The following is a 16279-nucleotide window of genomic DNA, read 5'->3' as shown; positions in this document are numbered from 1 at the left end:
ATCGGCAGGAGAGAGGACAATGACGAATCAGAACTGGCAGCGTTACATGCTGGAGGCGGAGAATGCCCTGGGCATGGGGGCACTTGGCACGGCCATCTGCCTCTATCAGCAGGCCCTGGGGGAAGTGTATGAGCTGGCGTCCGGGGATCTGGACGAACTGGCCAGCATGCGGGTCGCCACCTGTCACCGGATGGCCGACTTCTGGCGCGCCATGGAGGAGCCCGCCTATGAGCTGCGCTACCTCAAGCTCGCCTCCGAGCTGGTCACCGCCCTGGTGCCCCAGTGCCCGAACCGGGAGTGCGAGTCCCTCATCAGCGAGCTGGGCTGCTGCCGCGCCGCCCTGCTCTCCTTCTTGAAGCGCCACCCCAACCCCGAGATCGCCAGGTTGATCCAGGTGCAGGACAAGGTGCAGGGCTGCGAGTTGATAGGCCGCTTCCGCCTCAACTAGCGGTTGTGCGCCCGAGCCGCCGTGCGATGCGTCTTTGGGCCTCCTCCCCTTGCAGGGCGAGGGAGAAGGCACGGGCCTCCAGATCGATGACGAAATGCACCGCCTGCCTGAGCTCCTGCTTGAGCAGCGCCTTGCTCTTTTGCAGTGCCTTGGGCGCCTTGGCCGCGAGCTTCAGCCCCTGCTCGCGGGCGAAGGGGAGCAGTTCCTCCACCGCCAGCACCCGGTTGGCCAGCCCGAGCCGCAGCGCCTCCCCGGCGTCGATGGCCTCCGCCAGCAACAGCAGCTCCGCCGCCTTCAGGTGACCCACGGCGCGGGGCAGCAAGAGGCTGGAGGCAAACTCCGGCACCAGCCCCAGCTCGACGAAGGGCAGTTGCAGCCGGGCGTTCTCCCCCAGATAGACCAGATCGCAGTGCAGCAGCAGGGTGGTGCCTATGCCCACCGCCGGGCCACCCACGGCGGCGATCACCGACTTGGGGAAATCGGCCAGGGTGTGGAGGAACTGCAGGATGGGGTCATCCGCTTCCAGACTGCTCTTGCCCATGAAGTCCGCGAGATCATTGCCCGCGGTGAAGCACTCCTGCTGCCCTTGCAGCAACACCACATGCACGCTCTCGTCCTGGGCGGCCTGCTGAAAGGCCTCGGTGAGGGCCAGGTACATCTCTGTGTTGAGGGCATTGCGCTTGTCCGGCCGGTTGAGGGTCAGGAGGAGCAAGCCATCCTGCTGCTCGGCCAGAATTGTGAGGGCCATGTCTGAATCCTTGTGTTCGGGGGCTGCCAAAAGCTTGCCACAGGGGTAAGCTTCGCTTCGTTTAACAACATCATAAAAGGATTTCAACCATGTTTAAACGTGCGTTTTATTCCAGCCTGGCCCTGCTCCTGGCCGCCCCCGCGCTGGCCAAGGTCGAGGCCGTCGACGGTTATGTGCGCCTGCTCCCCCCGGGTTCGCCCAACACGGCGGCCTTCATGGTGCTCAAGAATGACGCGGACAAGCCGGTGACCCTGACTGCGGTAGCCTCCTCTGACGCGGGCCGTGCCGAGCTGCACACCCATCTGCACGAGAATGGCGTCATGAAGATGCGCCAGGTGGAGAGCATCGAGGTGCCGGCAAAAGGGGAAGTGGCGCTCAAACCCGGCAGCCTCCACATCATGCTGTTCGAGGTGCGGGATCTCTCTGAGGACAGGCCCTTCCCCCTGACCCTAACCCTGGACGATGGTCAGACCCTGAGCCTGAGTCTGCCGGTGAAGCCGGTCGAGCCGATGAAGGGCATGCAGCACTGACATTAATGGACGCTTGTTCAGCTTTTTGCTCTAGGTATTCCTTGCTCACCGGGTAAAATGAGGGTCTTTCCAGTCCATAATGGAGCTATGTAATGAAGAAGACCCTGATTGCCGGCAGCCTGATTGCCCTGTTCAGCCATGCAGCCATGGCCGCCGATGACTGGCGTTTCGCGGCGGGTGCCGATATGTGGAACTCCCAAGGGAGCGGCCAGGTCAGCGGTGTCGGTGCCGATGGCAGCTATGACGACAACTACAACTGGAGCGGCTACCTGCAACTGGAGCACGGCATCTTCCTGCTGCCGAACGCCAAGTTCGAGATGTCCGATTTCAGCACCAGCGGCGGCTCCTTCAGCAACGATCTGCTGGCCTATGATCTGAGCCTCTACTACCGCCTGATGAACAACGACCTGTTCCAGCTCGATCTGGGTCTGACCGGTCGTCGCTACGATGGCGACTTCAACACCCAGCATTACTCCTACGACAAGGACGTGCTGATGGCCTACACCGGTGGTGAAGTGCGCATCCCGGGTACCGGCTTTGCCGCCTTTGGTGATCTGCGTGTGCAGGATGCGGACAACTATGACTACCGCCTGGGTGGTTCCTACAAGTTCTCCACAGTGCCGCTCAAGATCCGTGCCGGCTGGCGTGAGGCCGAGATGGACTTCGATCGTGTCGACCAGAGCATCGACGGCTGGTTCATCGGTGGCGAATTCACCTTCTAATCTGACGAAGGGTGGCGATGGGCCACCCGGACGTGTTTGACGGGAAAGGGTGAGGAAGGAGAGATAATGGGCCATATCATAGTGACTGGCGCGGGCTCCGGCCTTGGGCGCGCTCTGACAATCGGACTGGTTGAGCGCGGTCATAGGGTCTCCATGATGGGGCGCCGTTATCACAAGTTGCAGGAGCAGGAACAGCGGCTCGGCAGCGCCGTGGTCGGCATCGCCGCCGATCTGGCCCACCACGAAGAGGTGGAGATGGCCTTCGGTGCCGCCGTGGCCTGGGGTGGCTTGCCTTCCCTCGTGATCCACTGTGCCGGCGTCGGGGAATTCGGCCCTGTCGGTGTCTACACCGCCGAGCAGGTGCGCCGGGTGGTGGAGAGCAATCTCGTCTCCACCATACTGGTGGCCCAGCAGACGGTGCGCCTCATCGGCGAACAAGGCGGGGTGCTGGCCAATGTGCTCTCCTCCGCGGCCCAGACCGGCAAGGCCAACGAGAGCCTCTACTGCGCCTCCAAATGGGGGATGCGCGGTTTTCTGGAGTCGTTGCGGGCCGAGCTGAAAGGCTCGCCGCTGCGGCTGGTGAACCTCTATCCGAGCGGGATCCGCAGCGAATTCTGGGACAACTCGGATCACCTGGACCCGAGCGGCTTCATGACTCCGGAAGATGCGGCGGCCTACATGCTCGACGCACTGGAAGCGAGAAGCAGCTGCCATGTGACCGATCTCTTTATCGGTCGCAACGCCTGAGGCGATGTCCTGCCAGCAGGCTCCCGTCGTTCACGAAAGCAGAAACAAAAAGCGCGCCATTTGGCGCGCTTTTTTCATTGATGTGCAGTGCTAAATTATCTTCTTGCCTGCCTGTCTTTACGCCGGGCCATCATGGATTTGAAGGCGGGTAAATTTAATGCCGACATGGCATGAATGAGTGATGATGCATGTCGGCACATATTATTTCCGAGCCGCATATTCCCGCAGGAAGGATGGGATCACCTGTTTTGGCTTCTTGCCAAGGGTCAGCAGCAATTCAAAATCCGGGTCGATAATGCCATATCGACACGCCAGCTCTTCCAACAAGGCAAGCCAGAGGTGGGCCGTCACCTCGGCATCCGCCAGGGCGCGGTGAAACACCCCGTCATTGGGCAGACACCGGTATTGCACCAGGGTACCCAGCTTGTGATCCGGGGCATCGTGAAACAGGCGCCTCGACAGCAGCAGGGAACAGGCGAACTGCCCGCAGTATTGCGCCGGCAATCGCTCTATTTCCGCATCCAGAAAGCGCTTGTCGAAGGAGGCGTTGTGGGCGACCAGATTGTCATCACCGATAAAGTCGACGAAATCCGCCATCACCTCGTTGCAGGGGGGAGCCTGTTTCAGCATGGCATTGCTGATCCCGGTATATTGCTCGATGAAGCTGCTCACGTTGAAGCCCGGATTCATCAATGCCGAGAAACGCTCACTGATATGGCCATCCTTGATTCTGACGGCACCGATCTCGATGGCTCTATCCCCTTGTCCGGGTGAAAGCCCTGTGGTCTCGAAGTCGAGCACGACAACGGTATTGGCTGAGGCGATGGACATAACTTCTCGGGCAAGCTGGGTAAAGAGCGTCAGTCTAGGAAATCAGCCGTGCCGTGTACAGGGCAATACAGTTATCTCATTGGTTCACGCTGGAGACGCATTTTTGTGCATCATGGCTGAAAGCCATATAAAAAGCCCCGAGTGCCGTGGCACTCGGGGCTTTCTTATGAAAAGCGAAAGGTGGTGTCGGCGTTATCAGCGACCCAGCTTGGCCTTGAGCAGGGCGACGATCTCGCTGATCGCCACTTCCTGCTTCTCGCCGGTGCGGCGGCACTTGTACTCCACCACGCCGTTGTCCAGACCGCGATCGCCGATGACGATGGCGTGCGGCACACCGATCAGCTCCATGTCGGCGAACATCACGCCAGGACGCTCCTTACGGTCGTCGAACAAGACGTCCACACCGGCGGCCTTCAGCTCGGCGTAGAACTGCTGCGCCTGCTCGGCGACGCGCTCGGACTTGTGCATGTTCATCGGCACGATGGCCACTTCGAACGGCGCTATGGCTTCCGGCCAGATGATGCCGTATTGGTCGTTGTTCTGCTCGATGGCGGCGGCCACCAGACGGGAAACACCTATACCGTAGCAACCCATCTCCATGGTGACGGACTTGCCGCCCTCGTTCAGCACGCTCGCCTTCATGGCTTCGGAGTACTTGGTCCCCAGCTGGAAGATGTGGCCCACTTCGATGCCGCGCTTGAGCAGCAGCTTGCCCTGGCCGCACGGGCTGGGGTCGCCTTCCACCACGTTGCGCAGGTCGGCAACCTCGTAAGCGGCGATGTCGCGATCCCAGTTGGCACCGGTCAGGTGGAAGCCGGTCTCGTTGGCGCCGCAAACAAAATCGCTCAGATGGGCAGCGCTGCGATCGACGATGATGCGACCGGCAAAGCCGACCGGGCCTATGGAGCCTGCATCGCAACCGGCGGCAGCCTTGATCTGCTCGTCATTGGCGAAGGTGAGCGGGTTGGCGACGCCAGCCAGCTTCTCTGCCTTGATTTCGTTCAGCTCGTGGTCGCCACGCAACACCAGGGCGATGACCGCCTGCTTGCCGTGCTCGTCCGCTTCGGCCAGTACCAGCAGGGTCTTGGCGATGGCGGTCGGTGCCACGGCCAGGAAGGCGGCAACCTCGTCGATGGTGTGAACGGCCGGGGTGGCGACCTTGGTCAGGGCTGCGGTGGCGGCAGCGCGCTCACCGGCCGGTGCCAACGCTTCGGCCATCTCGATATTGGCGGCGTAATCTGATGTATCGGAGAAGGCGATCAGGTCTTCACCGCTCTCGGCCAGCACCTGGAATTCGTGGGAGCCGGTGCCACCGATGGAGCCGGTATCGGCCTGCACCGGACGGAAGTTCAGACCCATGCGGGTGAAGGCGGCGCAGTAGGCGGCGTGCATCTTCTCGTAGGTCTCGATCAGCGAGGCCTTGTCGATGTGGAAGGAGTAGGCATCCTTCATCAGGAACTCGCGACCGCGCATCACGCCGAAACGGGGGCGAACCTCGTCGCGGAACTTGGTCTGGATCTGGTACAGATTCAGCGGCAACTGCTTGTAGCTGTTCACTTCGTAACGGATCAGGGCGGTGATCACCTCTTCGTGGGTCGGGCCCAGCACGAAGGGGCGGTTGTGACGGTCGGTCAGACGGCACAGCTCGGGGCCGTAGTCATCCCAGCGACCGGACTCCTGCCACAGCTCGGCGGGTTGTACCACCGGCATGGAAACTTCGATGGCACCAGCATTGTTCATCTCTTCGCGAACAATGTTCTCGATCTTTTTCAGTACCCGCAGACCGGTTGGCAGCCAGGCGTACATGCCGGAGGCCAGTTTACGGATCATCCCGGCGCGCAGCATCAGCTGGTGGCTGATGACTTCAGCGTCGGAGGGGGTTTCCTTGAGAGTGGAAAGCAGATATTGGCTGGTACGCATCGCGGTAGACCTTCGCTAGTTCGGGCCCTTGGCCCTGGAAAATTTCAAGTGCGGAATTTTAACAGGCCGAGCCCCGTGGCCCAAGGGCTAAATTCAGCCAGGCAGGGGGGAAGGGCCGCGCTGGCACGGGCCTTGTCCCACCGGGCAGGGGAGGGGGAGCGGCAGATCGCGGGACAAGCCCTATGCTGGATACTTATCCAGTTATTCTTTATGCTATGACCCAATTTGCAAGAGTCTGCGTGGCGAGGAAGAGAACATGATCGGTCGCTTGAGAGGCGTCATCATCGAGAAACAACCCCCTGAGGTGCTGATCGAAGTGGGGGGCCTGGGCTATGAAGTGCACATGCCCATGAGCTGCTTCTATGATCTGCCCGAGCTCGGGAAGGAAGCTGTCATTCACACCCACTTCGTGGTGCGCGAAGATGCCCAGCTGCTCTATGGCTTCAATCATAAGCAGGAGCGGGCGCTGTTTCGCGAGCTGATCAAGACCAACGGGGTCGGCCCCAAGCTGGCGCTGGCCATCCTCTCCGGCATGACGGCCACCCAGTTCGTGATGAGCGTCGAGCGCGAGGAGATAAGCTCCCTGGTCAAGTTGCCCGGTGTGGGCAAGAAGACCGCCGAGCGACTGGTGGTGGAGATGAAAGACCGCCTCAAGGGCTGGGTCAGCCACGATCTCTTCTCCCCTGCCGCCATCAGCCCGCCCGCCCAGGAGAGCCAGCTGCGTGCCCCCGATGCCAGCGAAGAGGCGGCCAGCGCCCTGGTGGCGCTCGGTTACAAGCCGCAGCAGGCGAGCCAGATCGTGGCCAAGGTGGCCAGCGAGGGCATGTCGGTGGAAGCCATCATCCGTGAATCCCTGCGCAGCCTGGTGTGAGGATGACAATGAAGCAAGCGGACCATCCCGGGTCACTGGACTGTGAGCGCGGGGATGCAGAGCGTGAGGTTGTGCATGATTGAAGCGGATCGTCTCATCTCGGCCGGTGCCGCCCGCGAGGACGAGGTCATCGATAGGGCCATCCGGCCCAGGAAGCTGGCGGATTACACCGGGCAGGATCACGTCTGCGACCAGATGGAGATCTTCATCGAGGCCGCCCGCCAGCGCGGGGAGGCCCTCGATCATCTGCTGATCTTCGGCCCACCCGGGCTTGGCAAGACCACGCTCGCGAATATCGTGGCCAACGAGATGGGGGTTAACATCAAGACCACCTCGGGCCCGGTGCTGGAGAAGGCCGGCGATCTCGCCGCCCTGCTCACCAACCTCGAACCGAACGATGTATTGTTCATCGACGAAATCCACCGCCTCAGCCCCGTGGTGGAGGAGGTGCTCTATCCGGCCATGGAGGATTACCAGCTCGACATCATGATAGGAGAGGGGCCTGCCGCCCGCTCCATCAAGCTCGATCTCCCTCCCTTCACCCTGATCGGGGCCACCACCCGGGCCGGCTCCCTGACCAGCCCCTTGCGTGACCGCTTCGGGATAGTCCAGCGCCTCGAGTTCTACAACGTCAAGGATCTCACCGACATCGTCTCCCGCAGCGCCCGCTGCCTCGGGCTCGACATGTCGGGGGACGGGGCGCTGGAGGTGGCTCGTCGCTCCCGGGGGACCCCGCGGATTGCTAACCGTCTGTTAAGACGGGTGCGGGATTTCGCCCAGGTGAAATCCGATGGTCGCATTGATGGACCCATAGCGGCCCGTGCCATGGACATGCTGGACGTGGACAATGAGGGGTTCGACTTCATGGACCGCAAGCTATTGTTGGCCGTCATCGACAAGTTTATGGGGGGGCCAGTGGGTCTCGACAACCTGGCCGCCGCCATAGGGGAAGAGAAGGACACCATAGAGGACGTGCTGGAGCCTTATCTGATCCAGCAAGGCTATCTGCAACGTACACCCAGAGGGCGGATCGCGACACCGAGAGCTTATGCGCACTTTGGCCTGCAACGGCCAGATGAGCAGTAAAAGCAGCCTTTTGAACGACAAACCGCCCCCAGGGCGGTTTTTTATTATCCGGGCAAAAAAAAGCCCACGGCGGATGCGGTGGGCAAAGACAATTCAGGATGGATGTTCACAGACAGTGAGTGCGTCTGCAGACCGGTCGGGAAAAAACAGAGGAGCCGTCGCGAGGCCTCAGAGTCGGTTCATTTGATAGAGTTGAACGAACGAAAGCTTGTAGTAACGGATGGTCTTGGCAACAAACTTTTTCATCATTAATCCCAACAAACAGGTTCGAAATGTTCATCGAATACGTACCGGGAACCCGGAATGACCGGCCTGTATCCAGAGGTGTGCCCTCACTGCGAGGCGCATTGTAGGAGCTCTTGCCGGGTCGGACAAACAAGAAAATCTATGTGTTTCGGATTAGATAAATTAATGACTTTGCGAGATAGCCCTATCCGCATAAACATGTGTTTTTGTTGGTTTTAAATTGATTTCATGATGGCCTGCACCATTCTTGAAATATCGGATTGATAAGGGCTTGCCTGCTCATCTCGTCTATTTGTTTAACAGAATTGAAACTATTTTGACGAGAGTTAAAATTGATTTAAATCAAGTGTTTACGGTTTAATGTTTTTTGTGAGCAAGCTCCCAAAATTAATGGGAAACGGCTTGTAAGTTGCCTTGAAAAGGCATGTATTGATGATGGGTTTACATTGATTTCAATCAAATAAAGATGATATAAAACAGCCATCATTATAGGCGAGAATAGAACTGCAGTTAATGTTTACCAGATGTTAAACATTAGCTTTTTTTGTTCCTCTATATTGCCTTGTTGTTAATATGGTGGCAGTCGAATCCGGTCAGTCCGCGAGGGGTGATCGACCATTCGGGGACTTCCAATGGAAGCTTTGTCCTTAAAACTTAAAATAGCCGTGCCAATAATCGGTGAGGAAACATCATGATTGCTGAGCATGTGGTAGACCTATCGCGGTTCCAATTCGCTGCGACGGCCCTTTATCACTTCCTGTTTGTACCCCTGACGCTGGGAATGGCCTTCCTCCTGGCGATCATGGAGTCTGTCTATGTGATGACCAACAACACAGTGTACCGGGACATGACCAAGTTCTGGGGCAAGTTGTTTGGTATCAACTTTGCCCTTGGGGTTACCACCGGGCTCACCATGGAGTTTCAGTTCGGTACCAACTGGGCTTACTACTCCCACTATGTCGGCGATATCTTCGGGGCCCCGCTGGCCATCGAAGGCTTGATGGCCTTCTTCCTGGAGTCCACCTTCGTCGGCATGTTCTTCTTCGGTTGGGATCGCCTCAGCAAGCGCCAGCATCTGGCGGCAACCTGGCTGATGGCACTCGGGACCAACCTCTCCGCCCTCTGGATCCTGGTCGCCAACGGCTGGATGCAGAACCCGGTCGGCGCCGAGTTCAACTTCGAATCCATGCGCATGGAGATGGTGAGCTTCGCCGATCTGGTGTTCAACCCGGTGGCGCAGGTCAAGTTCGTCCACACAGTGGCGGCGGGCTATACCACGGGCGCCATGTTCGTGCTGGGCATCTCCTCCTACTACCTGCTGAAGAATCGTGATGTGGCCTTCGCCCGTCGCTCCTTCGCCATTGCGGCCGCGTTCGGCATGGCCTCCATCCTCTCCGTGCTGGTGCTGGGTGACGAGTCCGGCTACGAGACCGGAGAAGTGCAGAAGGTGAAGCTGGCGGCCATCGAGGCCGAGTGGAACACCGAGCCGGCCCCCGCGTCCTTCACCCTGTTCGGCATTCCGAACCAGGAAGAGATGCGCACCGACTACGCCATCAAGATCCCTTATGCCCTCGGCATCATAGCGACCCGTTCCCTGGACGGTCAGGTGACCGGTCTCAAGGATCTGAAGAGCGAGCATGAAGTGCGCGTGCGCAGCGGCATGACCGCCTACGATCTGCTGACCAAGCTGCAATCCGGCGACAAGTCAGACGAGACCCGCGCTCGCTTCGACGAGGTGAAGCAGGATCTGGGCTACGGTCTGCTGCTCAAGCGTTACACCACCAACGTGACCGACGCGACCGACGATCAGATCAAGGCCGCCGTGGATGACTCCATCCCGCAGGTGCTGCCGCTGTTCTTCGCCTTCCGCATCATGGTTGCCTGCGGCATGTTGATGCTGGTGCTGATCGGTCTGGCCTTCTATGACAGCACTCGCCACAAGATCGGTGAGCGCAAGTGGTTGCTCAAGGCGCTGCTGTACGGCATCCCGCTGCCCTGGATCGCCATCGAGGCAGGCTGGTTTGTCGCCGAGTACGGTCGCCAACCCTGGACCATCGCCGAGATGCTGCCGACCTCAGTCTCCGCATCCAATATCCCTGCGTCCGAGATCTGGTTCTCCCTGATCGGGATCTGCCTGTTCTACACCGTACTGCTGATCATCGAGATGTACCTGATGTTCAAGTATGCGCGTCTGGGCCCAAGCAGCCTGAAGACGGGCAAGTACCACTTCGAACAGAGCAAGGCATAAGGAGAGTAACCCATGTTTGATTACGAAATGTTGCGTCTGGTCTGGTGGGTGTTGGTCGGCGTGCTGCTGATCGGCTTCGCCATCACCGACGGCTTCGATATGGGGGTCGGTGCCCTGCTCCCCTTCGTCGGCAAGAAGGATGTGGAGCGTCGGGTGATGCTCAACACCATGGGGCCGCACTGGGAAGGCAACCAGGTCTGGCTGGTCACCGCGGGCGGTGCCCTGTTCGCGGCCTGGCCCATGGTCTATGCGGCGGCCTTCTCCGGCTTCTACATCGCCATGATCCTGACCCTGATGGCGCTCTTCTTCCGTCCGGTCGGCTTCAAGTACCGCTCCCTGCTGGAAGGCGCCCAGTGGCGCACCAGCTGGGACTGGGCGCTGTTCGCCGGTAGTGCCATTCCCCCCGTCATCTTCGGGGTGGCTTTCGGCAACCTGCTGCAAGGGGTTCCCTTCAGCTTCAACCAGTTCCTGATGCTGACCTACCACGGCAACTTCTTCGGCCTGCTCAACCCGTTCGGTCTGCTGGCTGGCCTGGTGAGCCTGTTCATGATAGTGACCCAGGGCGCTGCCTGGCTGATGATGAAGACCGAAGGTGAAGTGCTGGCCCGCTCCCGCACCGCCGCCATGATCTTCTCCCTGCTGACCCTGGTGCTGTTTGCCCTGGCCGGTGTCTGGGTGAGCGGCATGGATGGCTATGTGATCGTGGGCGCCGTCGCTACCGACGCCGTCACCAACCCGCTTCACAAGGAAGTGGTGGTGCAGGCCGGAGCCTGGATGCAGAACTACAACCTCTACCCCTGGATGATTGCCGCCCCCGTACTGGGTCTGGTGATGAGCCTGCTGACCGCGCTTGCGGCCAAGCTGGGCAAGGGCTGGATGGCATTCCTGTTCTCCTCCCTGGCCATTGCCGGCATCATACTGACCGCGGGCTTCTCCATGTTCCCGTTCGTGATGCCCTCCAGCCTGGAGCCGTCCCAGAGCCTGACCATGTGGGATGCCACCGCCTCCTTCAACACCCTCAAGGTGATGACGGTAGTCGCAGTCGTCTTCGTACCGACAGTGCTGGCTTACACCATCTGGACCTACATCAAGATGTTTGGCCGGGTGAGTAACAAGCACATCGAAGACAACCAACAATCGCTCTACTAAGAAGGTGCCCTGATATGTGGTATTTCACCTGGATCCTGGGGCTGTTGCTGGCCTGTGCGTTTGGGATCATCAATGCGCTCTGGTTGGAGCACACCGAGAACCTGGATCGTCAGATCGATGAAGACAAGTGACAGGCTCGCCCGGCTGGCCGCTCCCCTGGAGCGCCAGCCATGGCAAGGTCTGATGTTGCTGGCGGCGGCCCTGCTGGGCGTCGCCATCTTGCAGGCACCGAATCTGGTCGCCACCAACACCAGTGACCACGGTCTCTGGCTGGCCCCCTGGCTGATGTGGGCGGTCTGCTGCGGCGTCATGCACGGACTGGGATTCCACCCCCGCAGCCTGGTCGGGCGCCTGCTGTTTTTCCCCTGGCTCGCCTTGCCAAGCCTGTTGTACGGGCTCTGGCTGACCAGCGGTTATTACCTGCCATAAACACAGAGGGAGGCCAGACATTTTCTGCCTCCCTCTGCTTTTGTACCCCGCAGTGCGGCCGTGGTTTTGCCCCCGGCGGATGGGCCGTTATTGCCTGCCATAAAAAACAGGGGGAGATGGGATTTCCCTGTCTCCCCCTGCTTCTTTCCTATTCAGCCCTGCGCTATGATAGCCCCCCATCTGACTGTCGAATGGATCACAGATTTTTATGGGGGAAGTCTCTGAGTTTCCGGTACGTGTCTACTACGAAGACACAGACGCCGGAGGCATCGTCTACAACGCCAATTATCTCAAGTTTATGGAACGGGCTCGCACCGAGTTCCTGCGCGCCGGCGACATCGAGCAAGATGTCCTGTTGCAGGCGGGGATCGCCTTCGTGGTGAGTCGCACCGAGATCGATTTCCGCTCCGCGGCCCGCTTCAATGAACTGCTGACCGTATTGACGCAAGTGACTGAAGTGAAACGTGCTTCCATGCGCTTTTCACAGCAGATCCTGGCGGCCGATGGACGACTGATCACCCAGGCCATGGTACAGATTGCCTGTGTCAGTCATCCGCAAATGAAACCTGTTGCAATACCTGAAAAAATCAAGGGAGTGCTGTTAAGTGCACGCTGAAATTTCGTTTATTGGTCTGTTCTGGCAAGCCAGTCTGCTGGTGAAACTGGTCATGATGACCCTGATGGGCATGTCGGTCGTCTCCTGGGCGCTGATCATCCAGCGTTCCAAGGTCATCAAGGCGGCCAACCTCGCCTCGGAGCAGTTTGAAGACAGATTCTGGTCTGGCGTCGACCTCAACCGTCTCTATCAGGAGTCCTCCTCCCGCCGCGATGACATCGAAGGCATGGAAGACATCTTCTATTCCGGCTTCAAGGAGTATGCCCGCCTGCTCAAGGCCGGTGCCCGTGGCCAGGATGCGGTGATGGACGGTACTTACCGCGCCATGCGCGTCTCTCTGTCCCGTGCGGTGGACGAGCTGGAATCCAACCTGCCAGTGCTGGCGACCGTCGGCTCCATCAGCCCCTATATCGGCCTGTTTGGTACCGTATGGGGCATCATGAACGCCTTTATCGCCCTGGGCCAGGTGCAGCAGGCGACCCTGCAGATGGTGGCACCGGGCATCGCGGAGGCGCTGATCGCCACCGCCATGGGTCTGTTCGCGGCCATTCCCGCGGTTATTTTCTATAACAGATTCACCAACAAGGTGGAGAAGCTGGAGAACGCCTACGCCAACTTCATGGACGAGTTCACCACCATACTGAACCGTCAGATTGCACAGCAGCAGGGTGACAAGTAAATGCAAACCTATCAGCGGATCCGGCGCAAGAAGGTCGCCGAGATCAACGTGGTGCCCTATATCGACGTCATGCTGGTGCTGCTCATCATCTTCATGGCGGTAACGCCGGTGATCACGCAGGGGGTCAAGGTGGACCTGCCCCAGGCGGAGTCCGAGCAACTGCCCGAGGACGCCAAGCCCCCCTTCATCGTCAGCGTCAACACCGAGGGTGAGTACGTCATCAAGGCTGGTGAGGCGGATGACGAACCAGTGCCAAGCGGCACGCCCGAGGCGATGCAGCAATACATCACCGAGAAGGCCATGGGCTATCTGGCCATCAACCAGAATGCTCCCGTGGTAGTGGCGGGTGACAAGTCCGTGCGTTACGAAGAGGTGATCCTGCTGATGGTGGCCCTCAAGAAAGCCGGTGTGCCTCAGGTTGGCCTGATGACGGATCCGGTGAACTGACGGAGATGGATGTGAAGCGTGGTATTTCCGGTTATCTCGTCGCGTCGCTGCTGCTGCATCTGATCATCGGCATCATACTGCTGGTCGGGGTCGACTTCAGCAAGCCCAAGCGCCCCGAGTCGAAGGGACAGATCGTCAATGCGGTGATGCTGGACAGCGAGTTCCTGGAGCAACAGGCACAGCAGATCCAGCAGCAGAAAGCTCAGCCTAAGGCTGCCCAGCAGCAGAAAGAGAAGGACAAGGAAGACGCCGATCAGGCCCGGCGCGAGCTGGCGAAGGAGCAGGAGCGTCTGCGCATCGCCGAGACCAAGCGCAAGGAGGCCGAGGAGGCCACCCGCAAGGCCGAGACCGAGAAGCAGAAGAAGGTAGCCGAGCAGAAGCAGGCGGAAGAGCAGGCCCAGAAGGCCGAGGAGGCCCGCAAGCTGGAGGCGCAGAAGACCAAGCAGGCTGAAGCCAAGCGCCAGGAAGAGGAACTCGCCAAGGCGCTGGCGCTCAAGAAAAAGAAAGAAGAGCTGGAGAAGAAGCAGGCCGAAGAGAAAGCCAAGGCGAAGGCGGATGCGGCCAAGAAGGCTGAAGCCGACAAGAAGGCCAAGGCGGAAGCCGAGAAGAAGGCCAAGGCTGAGGCAGAGAAAAAGGCTGCAGATGAAGCCGCCAAGAAGGCAAAAGCTGACGCAGAGAAGAAGGCGAAGGCCGAGGCTGACAAGAAGGCCAAGATAGAGGCGGAGCGCAAACGCAAGGCGGCCGAGGAGGCCAAGCTGCAGAAAGAGATGGAAGCCATGATGCAGCAGCAGCTGGAGGCTGAGGCCAGTTCCCGCAGCCAGGCCGCATCGGCTGCCGCCAAGGGGGAGGTCGACAAGTACGCCGCCCTCATCAAGGCAACGGTCGAGCGCTACATGATTTTGGATCCCACCATGCGGGGCAAAACCTGTACTATCGGTGTCAAATTGGCCAGTACCGGCTTCGTCATCTCGGTGGACAACGGCCAGGGTGACCCGGCGGTCTGCCGCTCCGGCAAGGCGGCTGTGCTGAAGGCGAATCAGTTGCCGGTGCCGAAGGATCCGGCGGCGTTCGAGATGTTGAAGGAGTTTAACCTCAAGTTAGAACCGAGCATCTAGACGTGATAAAACGGGGTCATTGACCGTGGTTGGCAGCATCTGCTGATAAAGGAATTTCACCTCTCATTTTTATTGGAACAGAGTATTTAAGCCATGATAAGAAAAGTGTTTTTTGCTTTGGTTGGCTGCCTTCTGCTAGGCCAGAGCGCTCAGGCGGCCTTGGACATCGTCATCACCGGCGGTATTGACAGTGCGCGCCCCATCGCCATCGCCCCCTTCAAGTGGGAAGGCAATGGTCAACTGCCACAGGACATCGCAGAGGTGGTCTCCAACGACCTGATGCGCAGCGGCAAGTTCAAGCCGCTGGCCCGTGGCCAGATGCCGCAGACCCCGAGCACCAGCGGCGAGATCAACTTCGCCCCCTGGGCGTCCCAGGGTGTGGAGGCCGTGGTGGTCGGTTCCATCGCGGCGGTCGGTGATGGCACCTACAAGATCAACTTCGAGCTGGTCGACGTGCTGAAGGGCCAGCTGGCCAAGACCCAGGGCGGGGAAGCGAACGGCTACATCCTCGACAGCCGCATGGCGACCATACCGGGTGCCCAGATGCGCCAGTTCGCCCACCGCATCTCCGACATCGTCTACGAGCGTCTGACCGGTGAGCGTGGTGCCTTCCTTACCCGTCTGGCCTATGTCTCCGTCCAGCAGGGCACCCAGTTCCCGTACCAGCTGCGGATCTCAGATTACGATGGCTACAACGAGAAGACCCTGCTGCGCTCCCGCGAGCCGCTGATGTCACCGGCCTGGTCGCCGGATGGCAGCAAGCTGGCCTATGTGAGCTTCGAGAACCAGAAGTCCGAGATCTATGTGCAGGACATCTATACCCAGCAACGCAGCCTGATCACCAGTTTCCGCGGCATCAACGGTGCCCCCGAGTGGTCACCAGATGGTCGCCGTTTGGCTATTGTTTTGTCCAAAGATGGGCAGCCTGATCTCTATGTTGTTGATGTTGCTAGCAAGCAACTCACTCGAGTCACAAATAACCGTACCATAGACACCGAACCCTCCTGGATGCCGGACGGTCAAACTTTGCTGTTCACCTCTGAACGTGGTGGCAAACCCCAGATTTATAGCGTAAATTTGGCGACTGGCGTCACTCGCCGGATGACCTGGGAAGGGGATTCCAACCAGGGGGCATCCATCACGCCGGACGGCAAGTCCATGGTGATGGTGACCCGGGTTCAGGGACAATATCGCATCGCTCGCCAGGATATGGAGAACGGAGCCATGTTGGTACTGACCCAGAGTGCTCTGGACGAGTCGCCAAGTGTGGCACCCAATGGCAGCATGATCATTTATGCCACCATCTATCAGGGTCGTAAGAGTCTTGCGTTGGTATCGACCGATGGTCGCTTCAAGGCAGTGCTTCCGACCAGTAGCGGTGAAATTCGTGCACCAGCTTGGTCGCCCTTCTTGAATTGATAAAAAAATCGATTGTTTTTTGTTTTGT

The 16279-nt window shown here is 59.4% G+C and carries 18 protein-coding genes; 15 read left to right on the top strand and 3 right to left on the bottom strand.

Going from position 1 to position 16279, the window contains the following annotated elements; translation table 11 throughout:
- Nucleotides 1-19 precede the first annotated feature (19 nt).
- On the top strand, nt 20-448 hold the full coding sequence (locus ACWPWQ_RS18495; protein WP_106884927.1) for a DUF2753 family protein: 429 nt from the start codon (nt 20-22) through the stop codon (nt 446-448).
- Here the strand turns inward: ACWPWQ_RS18495 and ACWPWQ_RS18490 are convergent.
- Entirely contained in the window at nt 441-1196 is a 756-nt protein-coding gene (locus ACWPWQ_RS18490; protein WP_454010473.1) for an enoyl-CoA hydratase-related protein, read from the bottom strand. The genes ACWPWQ_RS18495 and ACWPWQ_RS18490 overlap by 8 nt on opposite strands.
- Nucleotides 1197-1285: 89 nt before the next feature.
- On the opposite strand from ACWPWQ_RS18490, the gene ACWPWQ_RS18485 reads away from it, so the two are divergent.
- The 3 genes from ACWPWQ_RS18485 (at nt 1286) to ACWPWQ_RS18475 (ending at nt 3195) form a co-directional block, all read left to right on the top strand.
- Nucleotides 1286-1726: a copper chaperone PCu(A)C gene (locus ACWPWQ_RS18485; protein WP_454010472.1), complete on the top strand. Its 441-nt coding sequence runs from the start codon at nt 1286-1288 to the stop codon at nt 1724-1726.
- Between the two features lie 92 nt (nt 1727-1818).
- A complete protein-coding gene (locus tag ACWPWQ_RS18480) occupies nt 1819-2448 on the top strand; it encodes a TIGR04219 family outer membrane beta-barrel protein (RefSeq protein ID WP_139439071.1) in 630 nt (209 codons plus the stop codon).
- 66 nt (nt 2449-2514) lie between these two features.
- The gene (locus tag ACWPWQ_RS18475; RefSeq protein ID WP_454010471.1) at nt 2515-3195 is read left to right on the top strand and encodes an SDR family oxidoreductase; all 681 of its coding nucleotides are present in this window, start codon (nt 2515-2517) and stop codon (nt 3193-3195) included.
- 201 nt (nt 3196-3396) lie between these two features.
- Here the strand turns inward: ACWPWQ_RS18475 and ACWPWQ_RS18470 are convergent, their stop codons facing one another.
- A complete protein-coding gene (locus ACWPWQ_RS18470; RefSeq protein WP_371159738.1) occupies nt 3397-4026 on the bottom strand; it encodes a 3'-5' exonuclease in 630 nt (209 codons plus the stop codon).
- 195 nt (nt 4027-4221) lie between these two features.
- Nucleotides 4222-5946 carry a proline--tRNA ligase gene (locus ACWPWQ_RS18465; RefSeq protein WP_454010470.1) on the bottom strand — a complete coding sequence of 575 codons (1725 nt, stop codon included), beginning with the start codon at nt 5944-5946 and terminating at the stop codon, nt 4222-4224.
- 256 nt (nt 5947-6202) lie between these two features.
- Here ACWPWQ_RS18465 and ruvA point away from each other — a divergent pair, with 256 nt between their 5' ends.
- The 11 genes from ruvA to tolB all read left to right on the top strand — a co-directional run bounded on the left by ruvA (nt 6203) and on the right by tolB (nt 16251).
- Nucleotides 6203-6817 carry a Holliday junction branch migration protein RuvA gene (ruvA, locus tag ACWPWQ_RS18460; protein WP_454010469.1) on the top strand — a complete coding sequence of 205 codons (615 nt, stop codon included), beginning with the start codon at nt 6203-6205 and terminating at the stop codon, nt 6815-6817.
- Nucleotides 6818-6892: 75 nt separating this feature from the next.
- Nucleotides 6893-7903, top strand: a complete 1011-nt coding sequence (ruvB, locus tag ACWPWQ_RS18455) for a Holliday junction branch migration DNA helicase RuvB (protein WP_043128861.1) — start codon at nt 6893-6895, stop codon at nt 7901-7903.
- A gap of 937 nt (nt 7904-8840) precedes the next feature.
- A complete protein-coding gene (cydA, locus tag ACWPWQ_RS18450) occupies nt 8841-10397 on the top strand; it encodes a cytochrome ubiquinol oxidase subunit I (RefSeq protein ID WP_454010468.1) in 1557 nt (518 codons plus the stop codon).
- 12 nt (nt 10398-10409) lie between these two features.
- Entirely contained in the window at nt 10410-11546 is a 1137-nt protein-coding gene (gene cydB / locus ACWPWQ_RS18445; protein ID WP_454010467.1) for a cytochrome d ubiquinol oxidase subunit II, read from the top strand.
- Nucleotides 11547-11560: 14 nt separating this feature from the next.
- Complete coding sequence (gene cydX, locus ACWPWQ_RS18440; RefSeq protein WP_005331536.1) at nt 11561-11677, top strand: cytochrome bd-I oxidase subunit CydX; 117 nt, start codon at nt 11561-11563, stop codon at nt 11675-11677.
- Nucleotides 11664-11975: a cyd operon YbgE family protein gene (locus tag ACWPWQ_RS18435; RefSeq protein WP_454010466.1), complete on the top strand. Its 312-nt coding sequence runs from the start codon at nt 11664-11666 to the stop codon at nt 11973-11975. Before cydX ends, ACWPWQ_RS18435 begins: the two co-directional genes overlap by 14 nt.
- Before the next feature lie 208 nt (nt 11976-12183).
- A complete protein-coding gene (gene ybgC / locus ACWPWQ_RS18430) occupies nt 12184-12591 on the top strand; it encodes a tol-pal system-associated acyl-CoA thioesterase (protein WP_005331541.1) in 408 nt (135 codons plus the stop codon).
- Nucleotides 12581-13270 (top strand): protein TolQ, encoded by a 690-nt coding sequence (gene tolQ / locus ACWPWQ_RS18425; protein WP_025325802.1) that lies wholly within the window; start codon nt 12581-12583, stop codon nt 13268-13270. The genes ybgC and tolQ overlap by 11 nt, the downstream gene beginning before the upstream one ends.
- Nucleotides 13271-13717: a protein TolR gene (tolR, locus tag ACWPWQ_RS18420; RefSeq protein WP_005331545.1), complete on the top strand. Its 447-nt coding sequence runs from the start codon at nt 13271-13273 to the stop codon at nt 13715-13717.
- A 5-nt stretch (nt 13718-13722) separates the two neighbouring features.
- Nucleotides 13723-14832 carry a cell envelope integrity protein TolA gene (gene tolA / locus ACWPWQ_RS18415; RefSeq protein WP_454010465.1) on the top strand — a complete coding sequence of 370 codons (1110 nt, stop codon included), beginning with the start codon at nt 13723-13725 and terminating at the stop codon, nt 14830-14832.
- Between the two features lie 93 nt (nt 14833-14925).
- A complete protein-coding gene (gene tolB, locus ACWPWQ_RS18410) occupies nt 14926-16251 on the top strand; it encodes a Tol-Pal system beta propeller repeat protein TolB (protein WP_025325804.1) in 1326 nt (441 codons plus the stop codon).
- Nucleotides 16252-16279 lie beyond the last annotated feature (28 nt).

The organism is Aeromonas sp. Marseille-Q7275 (genome assembly GCF_965119515.1).
Note: the sequence above shows the minus strand (reverse complement) of the source record. Positions and strands in the feature narration are given on the sequence as shown.